The organism is Sphingomonas rhamnosi, from assembly GCF_036663615.1.
GTDB lineage: Bacteria > Pseudomonadota > Alphaproteobacteria > Sphingomonadales > Sphingomonadaceae > Sphingomonas.
Genome location: NZ_JAXOJJ010000003.1, coordinates 185,436 through 201,283 on the forward strand (window position 1 = coordinate 185,436; position 15,848 = coordinate 201,283).

Here is a 15,848-nt window from a genome sequence, read left to right on the forward strand (position 1 = left end):
TCACCCCGCCATATTCCGTCACCCCAGCGCAGGCTGGGGTCTCCCGGTTCGGGGTATGCCGACTGCCATAAGAGGAAGATGCCAGCCTACGCTGGCATGACGGGTTGGGGATGAAGGCTGCTGGAAGTGATCTTTGGATCGCCGGCGCTTACCCCTCCGCCGAGTCCATCTCCGCCCGCTCGCGGTAGAAGCTCTGCACCGCGTCCCATGCTTCGTCGGCGGTTTCGACATATTTGAAGATGCCGAGGTCCTTCTCGCTGACCACGCCCTCTTCGACCAGCGCGTCGAAATTGATCACGCGCTGCCAGAACGAGCGGCCGAACAGAAGCACCGGGATCGGCTGAATCTTGCCGGTCTGGATCAACGTCAGCAGCTCGAACAGCTCGTCGAACGTCCCGAACCCGCCCGGGAACGCAGCGAGCGCGCGGGCGTGGAGCAGAAAGTGCATCTTGCGCAGCGCAAAATAGTGAAACTGCACCGACAGCGACGGCGTCACATAGGGATTGGGCGCCTGCTCGTGTGGCAGGACGATGTTGAGCCCGATCGATTCGGCGCCGACATCGCTGGCACCGCGATTGGCGGCCTCCATGATCGACGGGCCGCCGCCCGAACACACGACGAACTGCCGCCAGCCGTTCGAATCGCGCGGAAGGACGCTGACTTTAGCCGCGAGCTCGCGCGCGACGTCGTAATATTTTGATTTGTCGACGAGGCTCTGCGCGATCTTTCGCGACGCGTCATCGGTCGCCAGTTCGAGCAGCGCCTGCGCTTTGGCGGGCTCGGGAATGCGCGCCGAGCCGTAGAACACGAAGGTCGAGGCGATCTTGGCTTCGTCGAGTACCAGCTCGGTCTTGAGCAGCTCGAGCTGGAATCGCACCGGGCGAAGGTCTTCGCGCAGCAGGAAGTCCATGTCCTGGAAGGCGAGCCGGTAGGCCGGATGCTGGGTCTGAGGGGTGGAGACGGAGTCCTTGGCGGTCTCGGCGTCCTGCTTTGCGCGCGGGAACACCCGCGTCGGTACTCGTGTATCGGTCATTTAGGCGGCGTTAGAACAAATGGGCAGCGGAGGCTAGCGGCAGAAGCCGGCGTGGTCGTCCTCGAGGTGGAGGTGGTTGCGGTGCGCGGCGTTGTAGTCGGGGCTGAGCACCGTGCCGAAGCGCTTGCACGCCGAGGCACGGATGGTCTGCAGGAACTGCCGAACCTGCGGATCGGCAGAATTCCAGTCGTTGAGGATCGTGACCCGCCGCCCATCCTTCAGGACGAAACCGCCGATGTCGATCGCATTGGCGATCGCATGCCCCGATCGGCGGGTGCTGTTACGCGCCGAGCCGACGATGTTGCGGCAGGCGTAGCTCCCCATCGAATCGATCCGCGCGAGTTCGCTGCCGAGCAGTTGATAGGCGGCGGGGGCAACCGCGTTGCGGGTCCAGTTCACGAAGGCCCGCGCTTCGCCGCAGCGGATCGCGGTGAGGTTGTTCACCGGGACACCGATTTCGAGAAGCTGGACGGTGCCGGAAAGCCCGCACCCGGGGCCGGTCTCCTTGTCGGGCAGGGGGCGGAAGGTGACGCCGGCGGCGCGCAGGTCGGCGTAACACTGCGCGGTTTCGTGCGTGGGCACGCGCGAGATGTCGGGGCGGGTCTGCGCGGGGCGCTGGGGCTTGCTGCCACAGGCGGCGAGAAGGAGCGCCAACCCCACGCTTGCCGTCATGCCGGACTTGTTCCGGCATCCATCTGTCCACGTACCCCACACCGGGTTGCTCGTGCGGCACCATGGACCCCGGAACAAGTCCGGGGTGACGGGGGGAGTTCCGAACGCGGCAGTCCGAGTCGGTCCGGACGTGGCCGACTGGCGGTCAACCGCCATAACCCGACTCTATTCCGGGGTTGCCGCAGATCAACACGACGGCTAGGGCGGCAACGGGCCACGCGGTCCCAACGCCGCGCGTGCTCTCTGTGAGGAGAGACTAAATGACGGACACGACCTACGCCCCCGCCACGGGTGCGCCTACGCTGCCGACGACAAAACCGGCACGCCCCTATTTCTCCAGCGGTCCTTGCGCCAAGCCTCCGGGCTGGGATGCGGCCAAGCTGGCAACCGCGAGCCTTGGGCGCTCGCATCGCTCCAAGATCGGCAAGCAGCGGCTGCAATACAGCATCGACCTGATGCGCGAGCTGCTGAAGCTCCCCGACACGCACCGCATCGGTATCGTCCCCGGCTCCGATACCGGCGCGTACGAAATGGCGATGTGGACGATGCTGGGCGCCCGACCGGTCACCGCGCTGGCGTGGGAAAGTTTCGGCGAGGGCTGGGTCACCGACGCGGTCAAGCAGCTCAAGATCGATCCCAATGTGGTGCGCGCCGACTACGGCCAGCTGCCTGATCTGGGTGCGGTCGACTGGTCGCACGATGTGCTGTTTACCTGGAACGGCACGACCAGCGGCGTGCGCGTGCCGAACGCGGACTGGATCCCCGACGATCGCGAAGGGCTGAGCTTCGCCGACGCGACCAGCGGCGTATTCGCCTATGACATCGACTGGGCGAAGATCGATGTCGCGACGTTCAGCTGGCAGAAGGTGCTCGGCGGCGAGGGCGCGCACGGCGTGCTGATCCTCGGGCCCCGCGCGGTCGAGCGGCTGGAGAGCTACACGCCGTCCTGGCCGCTGCCGAAGGTGTTCCGCCTGGTGTCGAAGGGCAAGCTGACCGAGGGCGTGTTCAAGGGCGAGACGATCAACACGCCGTCGATGCTCGCGGTCGAGGATGCGATCTGGAGCCTCGAATGGGCCAAGTCGCTTGGACCCGACGGGCTGATCGCGCGGTCGGATGCGAATGCCGCCGCGCTCGACACGATCGTCGAGGAGCGCGACTGGCTCGGGCATCTCGCCGCCGATCCGGCCTCGCGGTCGAAGACCAGCGTGTGCCTGACCGTCGAGGGCGCGGACGAGGCGTTCATCAAGACCTTCGCCGGTCTGCTCGAGAAGGAAGGCGCGGCGTTCGACGTCGCCGGCTACCGCGATGCCCCGCCGGGTCTGCGGATCTGGTGCGGTGCGACCGTCGACACCGCCGATATCGTCGCGCTCGGGCCTTGGCTCGACTGGGCCTATGCCAAGGCGAAAACGGCCTGACCTTCGCGGGTGAACACTCTTTGTCCTGTTCCACAGAAAGGCATCATGATGCCCAAAGTCCTTATCTCCGACAAAATGGATCCCAAAGCCGCGCAGATTTTCCGCGAGCGCGGCGTCGAGGTTGACGAGATCACCGGCAAGACCCCCGAAGAACTCGCCGCGATCATCGGCGAGTATGACGGCCTCGCGATCCGCAGCGCGACCAAGGTCACCAAGGCGATCCTCGCCGCCGCCACCAACCTGAAGGTCGTCGGCCGCGCCGGCATCGGCGTCGACAATGTCGATATCCCCGCGGCGTCCGCGCAGGGCGTGGTCGTGATGAACACGCCGTTCGGCAACTCGATCACCACCGCGGAGCACGCGATCGCGCTGATGTTCGCGCTCGCACGCCAGTTACCCGAGGCCGATGCCTCGACGCAGGCTGGCAAGTGGGAAAAGAACCGCTTCATGGGCGTCGAGCTGACGGCCAAGACGTTGGGCCTCATCGGCGCGGGCAATATCGGCGGGATCGTCGCCGACCGTGCGCGCGGCCTCAAGATGAAGGTCGTCGCCTATGATCCGTTCCTGACGCCCGAAAAGGCGATCGAAATGGGCGTCGAGAAAGTCACGCTCGACGAACTGCTGGCCCGCGCCGACTTCATCACGCTGCACACGCCGCTGACCGACCAGACGCGCAACATCCTGTCGGCCGAGGCAATCGCCAAGACCAAGAAGGGCGTCCGCATCATCAACTGCGCGCGCGGCGGCCTGATCGACGAGGTCGCGCTGAAGGCGGCGCTCGATTCGGGGCAGGTCGGCGGCGCGGCGCTCGACGTGTTCGTCGAGGAGCCGGCCAAGGCGTCGCCGCTGTTCGGCACGCCCAACTTCGTCAGCACGCCGCATCTCGGCGCGTCGACCAGCGAGGCGCAGGTCAACGTCGCGATCCAGGTCGCCGAGCAGATGGCCGATTTCCTGATGTCGGGCGGCGTCACCAACGCGCTCAACATGCCGAGCCTGTCGGCCGAGGAAGCACCGCGGCTGAAGCCGTACATGGCATTGGCCGAGAAGCTGGGTTCGCTGGTGGGCCAACTCGCGCACGGCTCGATCGACCGTATCTCGGTGCACAGCGAAGGCGCCGCCGCCGAGCTCAATCCCAAGCCGATCACGAGCGCTGTCCTGTCCGGTTTCCTCAAGACGCAGACCGCGACGGTCAACATGGTCAACGCGCCGCTGATCGCGCGCGACCGCGGCGTCGAGGTGCGCGAAGTGCGGACCGAGCGCGAAGGCGATTACCACACGCTGCTGCGTGTGTCGGTGCGCACCGGCGACGGCGAGCGGTCGGTCGCAGGCACGCTCTTCGGCGACCAGGCTCCGCGTCTGGTCGAGCTGTTCGGGGTGAAGATCGAGGCCGATCTGGCCGGCCCGATGCTGTACGTCGTCAACGAGGATGCGCCGGGCTTCATCGGTCGCCTGGGCACGACGCTGGGCGAGGCCGGCGTCAACATCGGCACCTTCCACCTCGGGCGTCGCTCGGCGGGCGGCGAGGCGGTGCTGCTGCTCTCGGTCGACGAACCGGTGACCGCCGACCTGCTGACCAAGGTCCGCGCCCTGCCCGGCGTGAAGACCGCGATGGGCTTGAACTTCTAGCGTCTTCGGCACCCCGGACTTGGTCCGGGGTCCATGGTGCCGCGAAATCCGAACGCATCGGACTTGCGGCACCATGGATGCCGGAACAAGTCCGGCATGACGAAGGGGAGTTGCTTGCTCCGACGCGCGCGGTGGCGCAGGAGCGCGGGGAAACAGAAGAAGAGATTATGACCGCACTCCTCCCTGAAGGCTATCGCGACCGCCTTCCGCCGTTCGCCGATTCCGCCGCCGCGCTCGAAGCGCTCGTGCTGGAGGCCGCGCGGCTGCATGGCTATGAGCGCGTCGATCCGCCGCTCGTCGAATTTGCCGACGGGCTCGCGATGCGGCTCAAGGCCGGCGGGCTGCACGATGCGGTGCGGTTCGTCGATCCGGTGTCGCAGCGCACGCTCGCAATCCGGCCAGACATTACCGCGCAGGTCGGGCGGATCGCTGCGACGCGGATGGGGCATCATCCGCGGCCGGTGCGGCTCAGCTATGCGGGGTCGGTGCTTAAGTTGCGCGCGTCGCAGCTTGCACCGGCGCGCGAGTGGCGGCAGATCGGTTGCGAGCTGATCGGGCTCGATTCGGTGGCGGCAGCGCAGGAAATGGTCTCGGTTGCCATCGACGCGCTCGAGGCCGCCGGCGCCACCGGGCTGTCGATCGACTTCACGCTGCCCGATCTGGTGCAGACGCTCGCCGACGGGCCGTTGCCCATTGCGGCCGAGCGGATCGCGGAACTGCGCGATCGGCTCGACGCCAAGGATGCCGGCAGCGTCGCGGCGATCGCGCCGGGCTATCTGCCGCTGATCGAAGCCGCAGGGCCGTTCGGGACCGCGCTCGCCCGATTGCGCGCGTTCGACACGAGCGGCGTGCTGGGCTCGCGGCTCGACGGGCTCGCGCGCATCGCCGCCGCGGTCGACGGACGTGTGACGCTGACGCTCGACCCGACCGAACGCCACGGGTTCGAGTATCAGAGCTGGCTGGGCTTCTCGCTGTTCGCCGCGGGTCTTTCGCAGGAAGCGGGCCGGGGCGGCACCTATACCGTGGTCCATGAGGATGGCGCGGAGGAGGCTGCGACCGGCTTCTCGCTCTACGCAGACGCGCTGGTCGCCAACGGCAATGGCGTCGACCGGCGGCGGCTGTTCCTCCCGTTCGGCACCGCGCCGGCCGACGGCGCCGCGATGCGCGCGCAGGGCTGGGTCACGGTCTCCGCGTTGGAAGCGGGCGATACGCCAGAGGCGCAGCTCTGCACGCATCTATGGGTAGCGGGCGAGGCGCGCGCGCTGTAGGCGCCACGGGTAATATTCGGAGACGGACATGGGCAACGTAGCAGTCATCGGCGCGCAATGGGGCGATGAGGGCAAGGGCAAGATCGTCGACTGGCTCGCCGAGCGCGCCGACATGGTCGTGCGCTTTCAGGGCGGCCATAACGCCGGCCATACGCTGGTGGTGGGCGAGAATGTCTACAAGCTGTCGCTGCTGCCGTCGGGCATCGTGCGGGGCACGCCGTCGTTCATCGGCAATGGCGTGGTGCTCGATCCTTGGGCCCTCAAGGACGAGATCGCGCGGCTCGGCGCGCAGGGCGTCGTCGCGACGCCGGAAACGCTGCGGATCGCAGACACCTGCGCACTGATCCTGCCATTCCACCGCGACCTCGACGGCCTGCGCGAGGATGCCAGCGGCGCGGGCAAGATCGGGACCACCCGCCGCGGCATTGGTCCCGCCTATGAGGACAAGGTCGGTCGCCGCGCGATCCGGGTGTGCGACCTGGCGCATCTCGACGCGCTCGGCCCGCAGCTCGACCGCCTGACCGCGCACCACGACGCGCTGCGCGCCGGCTTCGGCGAGCCGCCGATCGACCGCGCGCAGCTGATCGCGGACCTGCGCGAGATCGCCGGCTTCGTCCTGCCCTTCGCGAAGCCGGTGTGGCGCGATCTGAACGCCGCGCGCGCCGCGGGCAAGCGGATCCTGTTCGAGGGCGCACAGGGCGTGCTGCTCGACGTCGATCACGGCACCTATCCGTTCGTCACCTCGTCCAACACCATCGCCGGCGCCGCGGCCGGCGGATCGGGCCTCGGGCCATCAGCGGTCGGCTTCGTGCTCGGCATCGCCAAGGCCTATACGACGCGCGTCGGCTCGGGACCGTTCCCCACCGAACTCGAGAACGAGACCGGCGAGCGGCTGGGTCAGCGCGGGCACGAGTTTGGCACGGTGACCGGGCGCAAGCGGCGCTGCGGCTGGTTCGATGCGGTACTGGTGCGCCAATCGGCGGCGGTCGGCGGCATCACCGGCATCGCGCTGACCAAGATCGACGTGCTCGACGGGTTCGACACCGTGTCGATCTGCACCGGTTATAAGCTGCGTGGCGAGACGCTAGACTATTTCCCGGCGCATGCGGCCGATCAGGCGCTGGTCGAGCCGATCTACGAGACGATGGAAGGGTGGCAGGATAGCACCGCCGGCGCACGCAGCTGGGCTGACCTGCCCGCGCAGGCGATCAAGTATATCCGGCGGATCGAGGAGTTGATCCGCTGCCCGGTGGCGCTGGTCTCGACCAGCCCGCAGCGGGCCGACACGATCCTCGTGCGCGATCCGTTTTCCGACTGATTACTTGCGCGGAGCGTCGGGACTGGCCGCGGGGTCGCCAAGCGCTGGTGTCGCCTGCGCAGTGTTGTTGGTAGGTTCGGCGACCAGGTTCGCGGTGACGTTGGCGAGCGCGCCGGTTTCGTTGGCGGCCTCGCCCTTTTGTTCGACCGGCGCCGACGCGACCTGAGCGATCGCTGCGGTCGAAATGCTCAGGATCGCGACGCTGGCGATGGTGGTCATGCGCATGGACGGTTTCCAATCGGGTCGGAACATACGAATACCAGGCGAACGCGTCGCCCGGTATCTCGCTTCGGTTTATCGTTCAGCGCGGCGTAGTGCCGCCCGTGGTCGTCCCACCCGTGGAGGTGCCACCCGTGGTCGAACCCGACATGCCGCCCATCGGCGTGGTCGTTGATCCGCCCATCGTGCCGCCCATCGTGCCGCCGGTCGCCCCGTCGGTCGACGTCGAGCCGGTCGACGATCCTGTCGTCGAATCGGTCGTGCCCGTGGGGCTGGTGGTCGACGGGCTGGCGGTCGAACCAGCAGTTCCGGTTGCGCTGCCCGAGCGGCGATTGGTCCGGGTCGATTTGCGCGCACCGGTCGTTCCGGTCGTCGTGTCGGTCTGCGGCATGGTCGCGCCGGTCGTGCCGCCGCTCTGGCCCGACATCGTCCCGCTCTGCGTGCCGGTCTGGCCGGACATGGAACCGCCCGCGCTACCGGTGGAACCCGTGGTCTGGGCAAAAGCGGCGGCGGGAATGATCAGGGCAGCGACGCCCAAAGTCTTGATAAGACGCATCGTTTCTCTCCATATCGTGTGAAGAGTCAACGTCCTGCTTCGTCAAAGCGTTCCTAAGATTATCCGCACTGACCCCGGTGAAGCAACGCTTGGTCGGCAAGCACAAGCGCGACCATTGCTTCTACGACCGGGACTCCGCGGATGCCGACACAGGGATCGTGCCGGCCTTTGGTCGCGATCGTCGTTGCGTGTCCGTCGGGGCCGATCGTCTCGACGGGGGTCAGGATCGAGCTGGTCGGCTTGAACGCGACGCGAAGACGGATCGGCTGGCCGGTCGCGATCCCGCCGGCAATCCCCCCGGCATGGTTGGCGAGGAACTCGGGACCGTCTTCCCCGGGGCGCATCGGATCGGCATTGGCCTCGCCCGAGAGCGCGGCGGCGGCGAATCCGTCACCGATCTCGATCCCCTTGACGGCATTGATGCTCATGCATGCCGATGCGAGTTCGGAATCCATCTTGGCATAGAGCGGGGCGCCCCAACCGGCGGGGACGCCGATCGCCTCGCACGCGATCACCGCGCCCAGCGACGAGCCGGACTTGCGCGCCTCGTCGACCAGTTGCTCCCAGCGCGACGCCGCGGCGGCGTCCGGGCAGAAGAACGGGTTCAGGTCGATCTGCGCGTCGTCGAAATTCGCGCGGTCGATCGCGTCGCCGCCGATCGCCTCGACCCAGGCGCGGACGCGGACCTGCGGCACCACCAGCCGTGCGACCGCGCCGGCGGCGACCCGCGCCGCGGTCTCGCGCGCCGACGAACGGCCACCGCCGCGGAAATCCCGGAAACCGTATTTGGCGTCATAGGCATAGTCGGCATGGCCGGGCCGATAGGCCTTGGCGACGTCCGAATAGTCCTTCGATCGCTGGTCGACATTCTCGATCATCAGGCTGATCGGCGTGCCCGTGGTACGCCCGTCGAACACACCCGACAGGATGCGGACCTCATCGGGCTCGCGCCGCTGCGTCGTGAAGCGCGAGGTGCCCGGACGGCGCTTGTCGAGCCAGGGCTGGATATCGGCCTCGCTCAGCGCGATGCCCGGCGGGCAGCCGTCGACGACCGCGCCGAGCGCAGGACCGTGGCTTTCGCCCCAGGTGGTGAAGCGGAACAGGCGCCCGAAGGTGTTGAAGCTCATAGTCCCCTTTCCCCATTGGGGAGAGGGAGGGGAACATGCGCAGCATGGGAGGGTGAGGGCACGCTGCTGAGCGCGGACAGGATCGCGGCAAGCACGTCATCCATCCGCTGCATCACGTCGTTGTTCCAGACACGGATCATACAGTATCCCTTGTTCGCGAGGTACGCGGTTCTGTCGGCATCATAGGCGACGTCACCGATATGCTGGCTGCCGTCTACCTCGACTACGAGCATGGGGTCCATGCACAGCAAGTCGGCGATGAAGGGAACGATCCAGACCTGGCGGCGGAATTTATGGTTCCCAAGGCGGCGGCCGCGGAGGCTCTGCCACAGCAGCCGGGCGTCGGCCTCCGTCGCGTCTCGGCGGAGTTGGCGTGCGCGATCCAGTGCTTCGGTGCCGTCGTGTTTTCGCACGTGCCCTCACCCTCCCTCTCCCCGCAGGGGAGAGGGGATTTAGGCCAGCGCGATGTCGGGTGCGTCCTCCGCCTTCATGCCGATCACGTTGTAGCCGGCGTCGACATGGTGCGTCTCGCCGGTCACGCCGCTGGCAAGGTCGCTCAGCAGGTACAGCCCGGCGCCGCCGACATCGTCGATCGTGACGTTGCGCTTGAGCGGCGCGTTCAGTTCGTTCCACTTCAGGATCAGGCGGAAATCGCCGATGCCGCTGGCGGCGAGCGTCTTGATCGGGCCGGCCGAGATCGCGTTGACGCGGATGTTGTCGCGGCCGAGGTCGACGGCGAGATACTGGACGCTGGTCTCGAGCGCCGCCTTGGCGACGCCCATCACGTTGTAATGCGGGATCACCTTCTCGGCGCCGTAATAGCTGAGCGTTAGCATCGCGCCGCCGCCCGTCCCGGTCTCGGGATCGAACGGCGCCATCATCTTGGCCGCACGCTTGGCGACGGCGACGAACGAGTAGACGCTGACGTTCATCGTCGTCAGGAAATTGTCGAGGCTGGTGTCGACAAACCGCCCGCGCAGTTCGTTCTTGTCCGAGAAACCGATCGCATGGACGACGAAGTCGATTGTCGGCCATTCCTTCGCCAAATCCACAAACGCCGCGTCCAGCGCGGCCATGTCAGAGACATCACAGTCGAACAGTCGCGCCGTGCCCAGCTGCTCGGCAAGCGGGCGGACGCGCTTTTCCATCGTCGCACCCTGATAGCTGAAGGCGAGTTCCGCACCCGCTTCGGACAGCTTCTTGGCGATCCCCCAGGCGAGCGACTTGTCGTTGGCGAGCCCCATGATCAGCCCGCGCTTGCCTGCCATCAAACCATTCACGCCGTTGCCGTCCCTGTCTCTTCGATCTCAATGGGCTGCTCTAGCGCTGTTTCGGGCGGTTCCGCCAGTGCCGCATTCAGATGCGCGCCGAATACGAGGCCCAGGCCGATCACATAGAAGAACAACAACATGACAACCACACCTGCCAGACTGCCATAGGTCAGGTCGTAGCCACCGAGTTGAGCGAGGATCACGGGCAAGAGGGCGGTCGCCGAAATCCACCAGGCGGTGGTGAACAGCGCGCCGGGCCAGATCGGGTTCTTGGTATAGCGATAGCGCGACGGCGTTACCGAATAGAACAGCAGGTACAGCGCGCCGAACATGATCAGGCCGGGGATCGCCCGCGACAGACCCACCCAACCCGCGGCGTCCTCGGCGAACGGCAGCAGCTGGTAGATGAACTGTTCGACCGCGGTTAGAATGCCTTGCACCAGAAAGGCGAGCAGCGCGATCACCACCGAGCAGATGATCACGAACGAAGAGCCAAGCCGCGATTTCCAGAACGGGGCGGTCGCTTTGATCCCGTACGCGCGGTGGAAGATGTCGCGGATCGTCTCGACGAACCCGCCGACCGTCCACAAGCCGACCAGCCCGCCCAGCCACAGCAGCGATCCGGTCCGCGCGGCGAGCACGTCGGCGATCGGCTTGCGCAGCAGATCGGCGACGTTGGGCGGCAACACGTGCAGGAAGGATTCGACCGCACGGACCGTCTCGGCGCTCTGTCCGAACAGCGAGGCGATCGCGGCCGCCGTGATGAAGAACGGAAACAGCGTCATCAGCGCGAGATAGGCCAGATTGCCGGCGTGGATGAATCCGTCGGTGAACACACCGACCACCGAGCGCTTGGCGACCTCGAACGCAAAGCTACCGGGGCGGACTTTGGCGAAACCGCGGTCGATGCGGCGACGGGTGGCGCCATGCTGGTGCGCCCGGGCCTCGGGCGAAAGGGCGCTGATATCGTTCACTACTGCGTCAGACGCCCATATCGGCTCGCGGGTTCCCTGCGTCGCGCGCGTCCCAGCTTTCGACGAAACTTGTCAGTGCGGGATCATGCGCCGGAATCTGCACCATCAGCGTGATCAACTGGTCGCCGCGGCCGCCCGCCTTTTTGTGGAACCCCTTGCCCTTCAGCCGGAGCGTGCGGCCCGAGCTCGTGCTCTTGGGGATCGTCAGCATGACCGGCTTGTCGACCGTCGGCGCCTTCACGGTCGCGCCGAGCACCGCCTCGGCCAAGCTGATCGGCAGGTCGAGCCGGACGTCGTCGCCGTCTCGCGTGAAGTATTTGTGCGGCGCGACATCGATCGTCAGGATCGCGTCGCCGGCGCCGCCGGGGCCGGGTTCGCCCTTGCCCGCCAGCTTCATCTGCGTGCCGCTGTCGACGCCGGCGGGCAGTTTCAGGTCTAGCGTCTTGCCGTCGGCCAGCGTCACGCGCTGCGGCTCGAGTGTCGCCGCCTCGACGAACGGGACGAGCAGGCGATAGGCGGCGTTGGCGCCCTTGGGCTGCGCACGTCGGCCAAATCCGCTGGAAAATCCGCCGCCGCGCTGGCCGCCGAACAGCCCTTCGAAGATGTCGCCGACGTCCGGGCCGCCGCCGAATTCTTCGCTGCGAAAACCGCCCGGCTGTGGGCGACCACCGCCTCCGCCGCCGAAGCCGAACGGCGCGGCGGGGTTACCGTCGCCGTCGATCTCGCCGCGGTCGAACCGTGCCCGCTTGTCCTTGTCGTTCAGCAGGTCGTACGCGTTGGTGACCTGGCTGAACTTCTCCGACGCCTTGGGATTGTCCTTGTTGCGGTCGGGATGCAGTTCCTTGGCAAGCTTGCGATACGCCTTCTTGATATCGGCTTCGCTGGCGCTGCGCTCTACGCCCAAGATCTTGTACGGATCGGCCACTGAGGTCCCCATTGGTGTATTAGTCGCCTATGTGGGGCAGCACGCCGCGAAGCGCAATTCCCGCATGCGGGCGCTCAGTCTTGCGTGACCGGCGCGACGTCGACGCTGACCTGCATGTCCTGCGCGCCCGATCCCAGCACGACCCCGTCGACCGGCGCGATCTCGGCATAATCGCGACCGACCGCCATGACGATATGGTCGCTCGCCATCCAGATCCCGTTGGTCGGATCGACGCCGACCCAGCCGTGTACGGGACCGCACCATAGCAACACCCAGGCGTGCGTCGCGTCGGCGCCAACCAGCCGCGGCTGGCCCACCGGCGGAATGGTGCGGATATAGCCCGACGCATAGGCGGCCGGCAGTCCGGCGGCGCGCAGGCCGGTGATCATGATCTGCGCGAAATCCTGGCACACGCCGCGGCGTTTCAGGAACGCCTCGTGCGGCGGCGTGTCGACGAAGGTTGCGCTGCTGTCGAACTCGAACGCGTTCTGGATCCGCCGTGCAAGCGCGATCCCTGCTTCCAGACTGCCGCGCTCGGGCGCGAGGTCGGGTGCACACCAGTCGGCGATCGCGTGGTCCAGCGGGATCAGCGGGGAGGGATAGAGATAATTGGCGGGGCTCGCCGCGGACAGGTCGGTGCTGGCACGCGCCATCGCCGCGATCTCGCCCAGCGTCGGATCGTCGTCGGCGGGGACGGGCACGAGCCGGTCGACAATCATCCGCGATGTGCTTTCGATCGTCAGGTGGCGGACGGGGCTGTCGACCACAAGCCTTGTGACGTTGGCCAGCCCCGCCTCGGCGCGTGCGGCGCTGATACGGCCGGCGGGGTGAACCGACAGGGCGTAGGATTCGAGCCGCTGGCCGGGCCAGTCGATCGGCTTCAACCGCAGGTTGCACCGCGCGAACTTGACGCTGGCCCCGTAATCGAACGTGGTGACGTGACGGATGTCGTAGATCATCGAACCGATCATGCCAGCGTCAGTTCGGCGGCGCGCAGCGGTTCGGCACCCTGCAGGAAATAGCGCCGCGCGAGCGCATCGGACACGCCCGCCAGCCGGCGCTCGATGTCGCCGAGCGTTTGCGCATCCAGGTCCGCCGCGGTCGCGGTCATGATGATCGCCTGCAGCGCGGTCGCTTGCGCTTGTTGCGGCTCAGCCATCTCGTCGTCGCTGAGAACGGGAAGTTCCGACAAGCGACACGCAATCCGCTCGGCGGAAAACGCGAGGCTTCGGGGGTTGCCGGGGTCGAGCGCGACAAGGTCCATCACCGGCACGCGCGCGACCCCGGTCGGGTAGCGTTGGCGATAGCTTATCTGGCTGTCCGCCAGATCGAGCACCACCGACAGGTCGTCAGGCGACGCGCCGGGCATGCCGAACAGTCGGATCGCGCGCGCCATCGCCATGGCGCGCTCGATCCTGCGACCCAGATCGTGGAACCGCCACGCTGCGGTGCGGCCCATATGTTCAGCCGACAACCCGGCGATCGCGGCATAGCGGCGTTGCAGCGAGCCCGCCCGGTCGAGCATCCCGCGATGCGTGGGGAAAGGCGCTTCGAGCAGCCGGACCATGTCGGCCGACAGCCGGTCGCGCGATCCTTCGCCGAGTTCGCGCGCGTTGCGGTTGATCGCAGCGATCGACTGCCAGCCATCGTCCTCCATCGCCGTCCGCGCGAGCGCGGTCAGGTCGGCGCGGCGCAGCGACGGTGGGTGCGGCCCTGCGCCCGCGCCGACGATCAGCCCGACCAACCGCCCGACCGTCGCCGACGACAAGACGGCGCCGCCATCGACGTCGATCGAGTTGCCGAGCATCACGCGGATCGCGCCGAGCAACGCTTCGCCGCGCTCGAGATAGCGTCCGAGCCAGTAGAAATTGTCGGCGACGCGGCTCGGCAGCGTGCCGGGGTTGCGGCGGACGTGCAGCGAATCCGACGCGGTCAGCAATGAATCGTGCGCGACGGGTTCGGGGCCATGGACGCAGACATCCGCCGACCACACGCCTTCGCCCATCACGCTCGCCTGCGGATCGGGATGCTCGCCGATCCGCGCGAACCCGCCCGGCAGCACGGTCCAGCCGCCATCGGCACCGCGCGCCGCGAAGACGCGCAGCGTGAACGGACGTGGGACGAGCGTGTCGCCGACCACCACCGGCATCGTCGACAGGCGAACCATCTCCTGACCGACATAATCCTGCGGCCGTCGCGCGAGATCGGCCATGAGCGCTGCGCGCGCGTCGGCGGTGATGTTGGCGCCGGCGACCGGACCGCCGGTCATCCCCAGCGGGGTGGCGCGGAAGGCGGGACCGATCAGCATCCGATCGAACTGCGCGACCACCGCCTCACATGCGCGTGGCTGTCCGCACCACCAGGTCGCGATGTTGGGCAGAAGCAGGTCCTCGCCCAGCAGCTTGCGCGACAGCCCGGCCATGAATCCGGCAAAGGCGGGGGCCTCCAACAGGCCCGCGCCCGGTGCATTGGACAGCACAACATTGCCCGCCGCATAGGCGTCGATCAGTCCGGGCACGCCGATCTGCGAATGCGTGTCGAACGCCAGCGGATCCAGCAGCCGCGGATCGACCCGGCGCCACAGCGCGTCGATCCGCTTCAATCCGGCGATCGTCCGGACATAGACCTTGTCCTCCAGCGCGGCGAGATCGGCGCCCTCGACCAGCAGCAGCCCCAGATAGCGGGCGAGATGCGCCTGTTCGGGATAGCTCGCGTTGAACCGACCCGGGGTCAGCAGCCCGATGCGTGGGTCGGTGCGCTTGCACATCGCTGCGAGTCCGGCGCGGAACGCCGCGAAGAACGGCGCGTGACGCTGGACGTTCAATTTGGCCTGTAGGCCGCCAAGCGTCCGGCCGAGCGCCAGGCGGTTCTCGAGCGCATAGCCGGCGCCCGCCGGCGCGCGCAGATGATCGGCGAGGACGCGCCATTCGCCGGTCGGGCCGCGACCCAGATCGACCGCTATGAACTGCAGATGGTGCCCGCCGGGCGGCGCCAGCCCGACCATCTGGCGCAGGAAGAACGGACTGCCGGTGACGACGGCGGCGGGAATATGGCCTTCGGTGACGAGCGTCGCGTCGGCGTACAGATCGGCGACGATCGCTTCGAGCAGGCCGGCACGCTGGATCACGCCGCGTTCGATACCCGCCCATTCCTGCGACTGGATCAGCAGCGGGACCGGCGATACCGGCCAGGGGCGCTCATCGGGTTCGTCGGCGATGCGGAAGCCCGTGCCGATATCGGCGGCGTGACGCTGCACCCGGTCGCGCGCATACCCCAGATTGTCCGAAGCGACCGCCGCCAGCTCCTCGAACATCGCGCCCCAGGCGGGATCGTCGACCTCGCACAGCACGTCGTCGGGCCTCGACCGCGCGCAATAGTCGGTGATCCACCGGCGGGCGTGGAGCGCTGCGTCGAACAGGGGGGCGGTATGCGTCGCCATCGTTA

Annotated in this window: 15 protein-coding genes; 4 read left to right on the forward strand and 11 right to left on the reverse strand. The window is 67.4% G+C overall.

All coding sequences use genetic code 11. The annotated features are described in order from the left end of the window. Positions 1–148: 148 nt before the first annotated feature. Both U1701_RS08390 and U1701_RS08395 read right to left on the reverse strand, forming a co-directional pair. A complete protein-coding gene (locus U1701_RS08390) occupies positions 149–1,033 on the reverse strand; it encodes an LOG family protein (RefSeq protein WP_332782102.1) in 885 nt (294 codons plus the stop codon). 33 nt (positions 1,034–1,066) lie between these two features. Beyond that, positions 1,067–1,705 (reverse strand): extensin family protein, encoded by a 639-nt coding sequence (locus U1701_RS08395; RefSeq protein WP_332782103.1) that lies wholly within the window; start codon positions 1,703–1,705, stop codon positions 1,067–1,069. Positions 1,706–1,965: 260 nt separating this feature from the next. Here U1701_RS08395 and U1701_RS08400 point away from each other — a divergent pair, with 260 nt between their 5' ends. From U1701_RS08400 to U1701_RS08415, 4 genes are all read left to right on the forward strand, one after another. Next, a complete protein-coding gene (locus U1701_RS08400) occupies positions 1,966–3,120 on the forward strand; it encodes a phosphoserine transaminase (RefSeq protein WP_332782104.1) in 1,155 nt (384 codons plus the stop codon). Between the two features lie 48 nt (positions 3,121–3,168). Continuing rightward, a complete protein-coding gene (gene serA / locus U1701_RS08405) occupies positions 3,169–4,746 on the forward strand; it encodes a phosphoglycerate dehydrogenase (RefSeq protein WP_332782105.1) in 1,578 nt (525 codons plus the stop codon). A gap of 167 nt (positions 4,747–4,913) precedes the next feature. Continuing rightward, a complete protein-coding gene (locus U1701_RS08410) occupies positions 4,914–6,014 on the forward strand; it encodes an ATP phosphoribosyltransferase regulatory subunit (RefSeq protein WP_332782106.1) in 1,101 nt (366 codons plus the stop codon). Between the two features lie 28 nt (positions 6,015–6,042). Next, complete coding sequence (locus tag U1701_RS08415) at positions 6,043–7,332, forward strand: adenylosuccinate synthase (protein WP_332782107.1); 1,290 nt, start codon at positions 6,043–6,045, stop codon at positions 7,330–7,332. Here U1701_RS08415 and U1701_RS08420 read toward each other — a convergent pair whose 3' ends face one another. The 9 genes from U1701_RS08420 to U1701_RS08460 all read right to left on the reverse strand — a co-directional run bounded on the left by U1701_RS08420 (position 7,333) and on the right by U1701_RS08460 (position 15,843). Further along, positions 7,333–7,557 (reverse strand): hypothetical protein, encoded by a 225-nt coding sequence (locus tag U1701_RS08420; RefSeq protein ID WP_332782108.1) that lies wholly within the window; start codon positions 7,555–7,557, stop codon positions 7,333–7,335. A gap of 76 nt (positions 7,558–7,633) precedes the next feature. After that, positions 7,634–8,107 carry a hypothetical protein gene (locus tag U1701_RS08425; RefSeq protein ID WP_332782109.1) on the reverse strand — a complete coding sequence of 158 codons (474 nt, stop codon included), beginning with the start codon at positions 8,105–8,107 and terminating at the stop codon, positions 7,634–7,636. Positions 8,108–8,166: 59 nt separating this feature from the next. Continuing rightward, positions 8,167–9,234 (reverse strand): chorismate synthase, encoded by a 1,068-nt coding sequence (gene aroC / locus U1701_RS08430; RefSeq protein ID WP_332782110.1) that lies wholly within the window; start codon positions 9,232–9,234, stop codon positions 8,167–8,169. Further along, positions 9,231–9,647 (reverse strand): endonuclease domain-containing protein, encoded by a 417-nt coding sequence (locus U1701_RS08435; RefSeq protein ID WP_332782111.1) that lies wholly within the window; start codon positions 9,645–9,647, stop codon positions 9,231–9,233. The genes aroC and U1701_RS08435 overlap by 4 nt, the downstream gene beginning before the upstream one ends. A gap of 39 nt (positions 9,648–9,686) precedes the next feature. Further along, the gene (gene fabI, locus U1701_RS08440; RefSeq protein ID WP_332782112.1) at positions 9,687–10,502 is read right to left on the reverse strand and encodes an enoyl-ACP reductase FabI; all 816 of its coding nucleotides are present in this window, start codon (positions 10,500–10,502) and stop codon (positions 9,687–9,689) included. 8 nt (positions 10,503–10,510) lie between these two features. After that, positions 10,511–11,479, reverse strand: coding sequence for a YihY/virulence factor BrkB family protein (locus tag U1701_RS08445; protein ID WP_332782113.1), 969 nt, complete (start codon positions 11,477–11,479; stop codon positions 10,511–10,513). Between the two features lie 7 nt (positions 11,480–11,486). Continuing rightward, positions 11,487–12,416: a DnaJ C-terminal domain-containing protein gene (locus U1701_RS08450; RefSeq protein WP_332782114.1), complete on the reverse strand. Its 930-nt coding sequence runs from the start codon at positions 12,414–12,416 to the stop codon at positions 11,487–11,489. A gap of 62 nt (positions 12,417–12,478) precedes the next feature. Next, positions 12,479–13,363 (reverse strand): transglutaminase family protein, encoded by an 885-nt coding sequence (locus U1701_RS08455; protein WP_332782332.1) that lies wholly within the window; start codon positions 13,361–13,363, stop codon positions 12,479–12,481. An 8-nt stretch (positions 13,364–13,371) separates the two neighbouring features. Then, positions 13,372–15,843: a circularly permuted type 2 ATP-grasp protein gene (locus U1701_RS08460; protein WP_332782115.1), complete on the reverse strand. Its 2,472-nt coding sequence runs from the start codon at positions 15,841–15,843 to the stop codon at positions 13,372–13,374. Positions 15,844–15,848 lie beyond the last annotated feature (5 nt).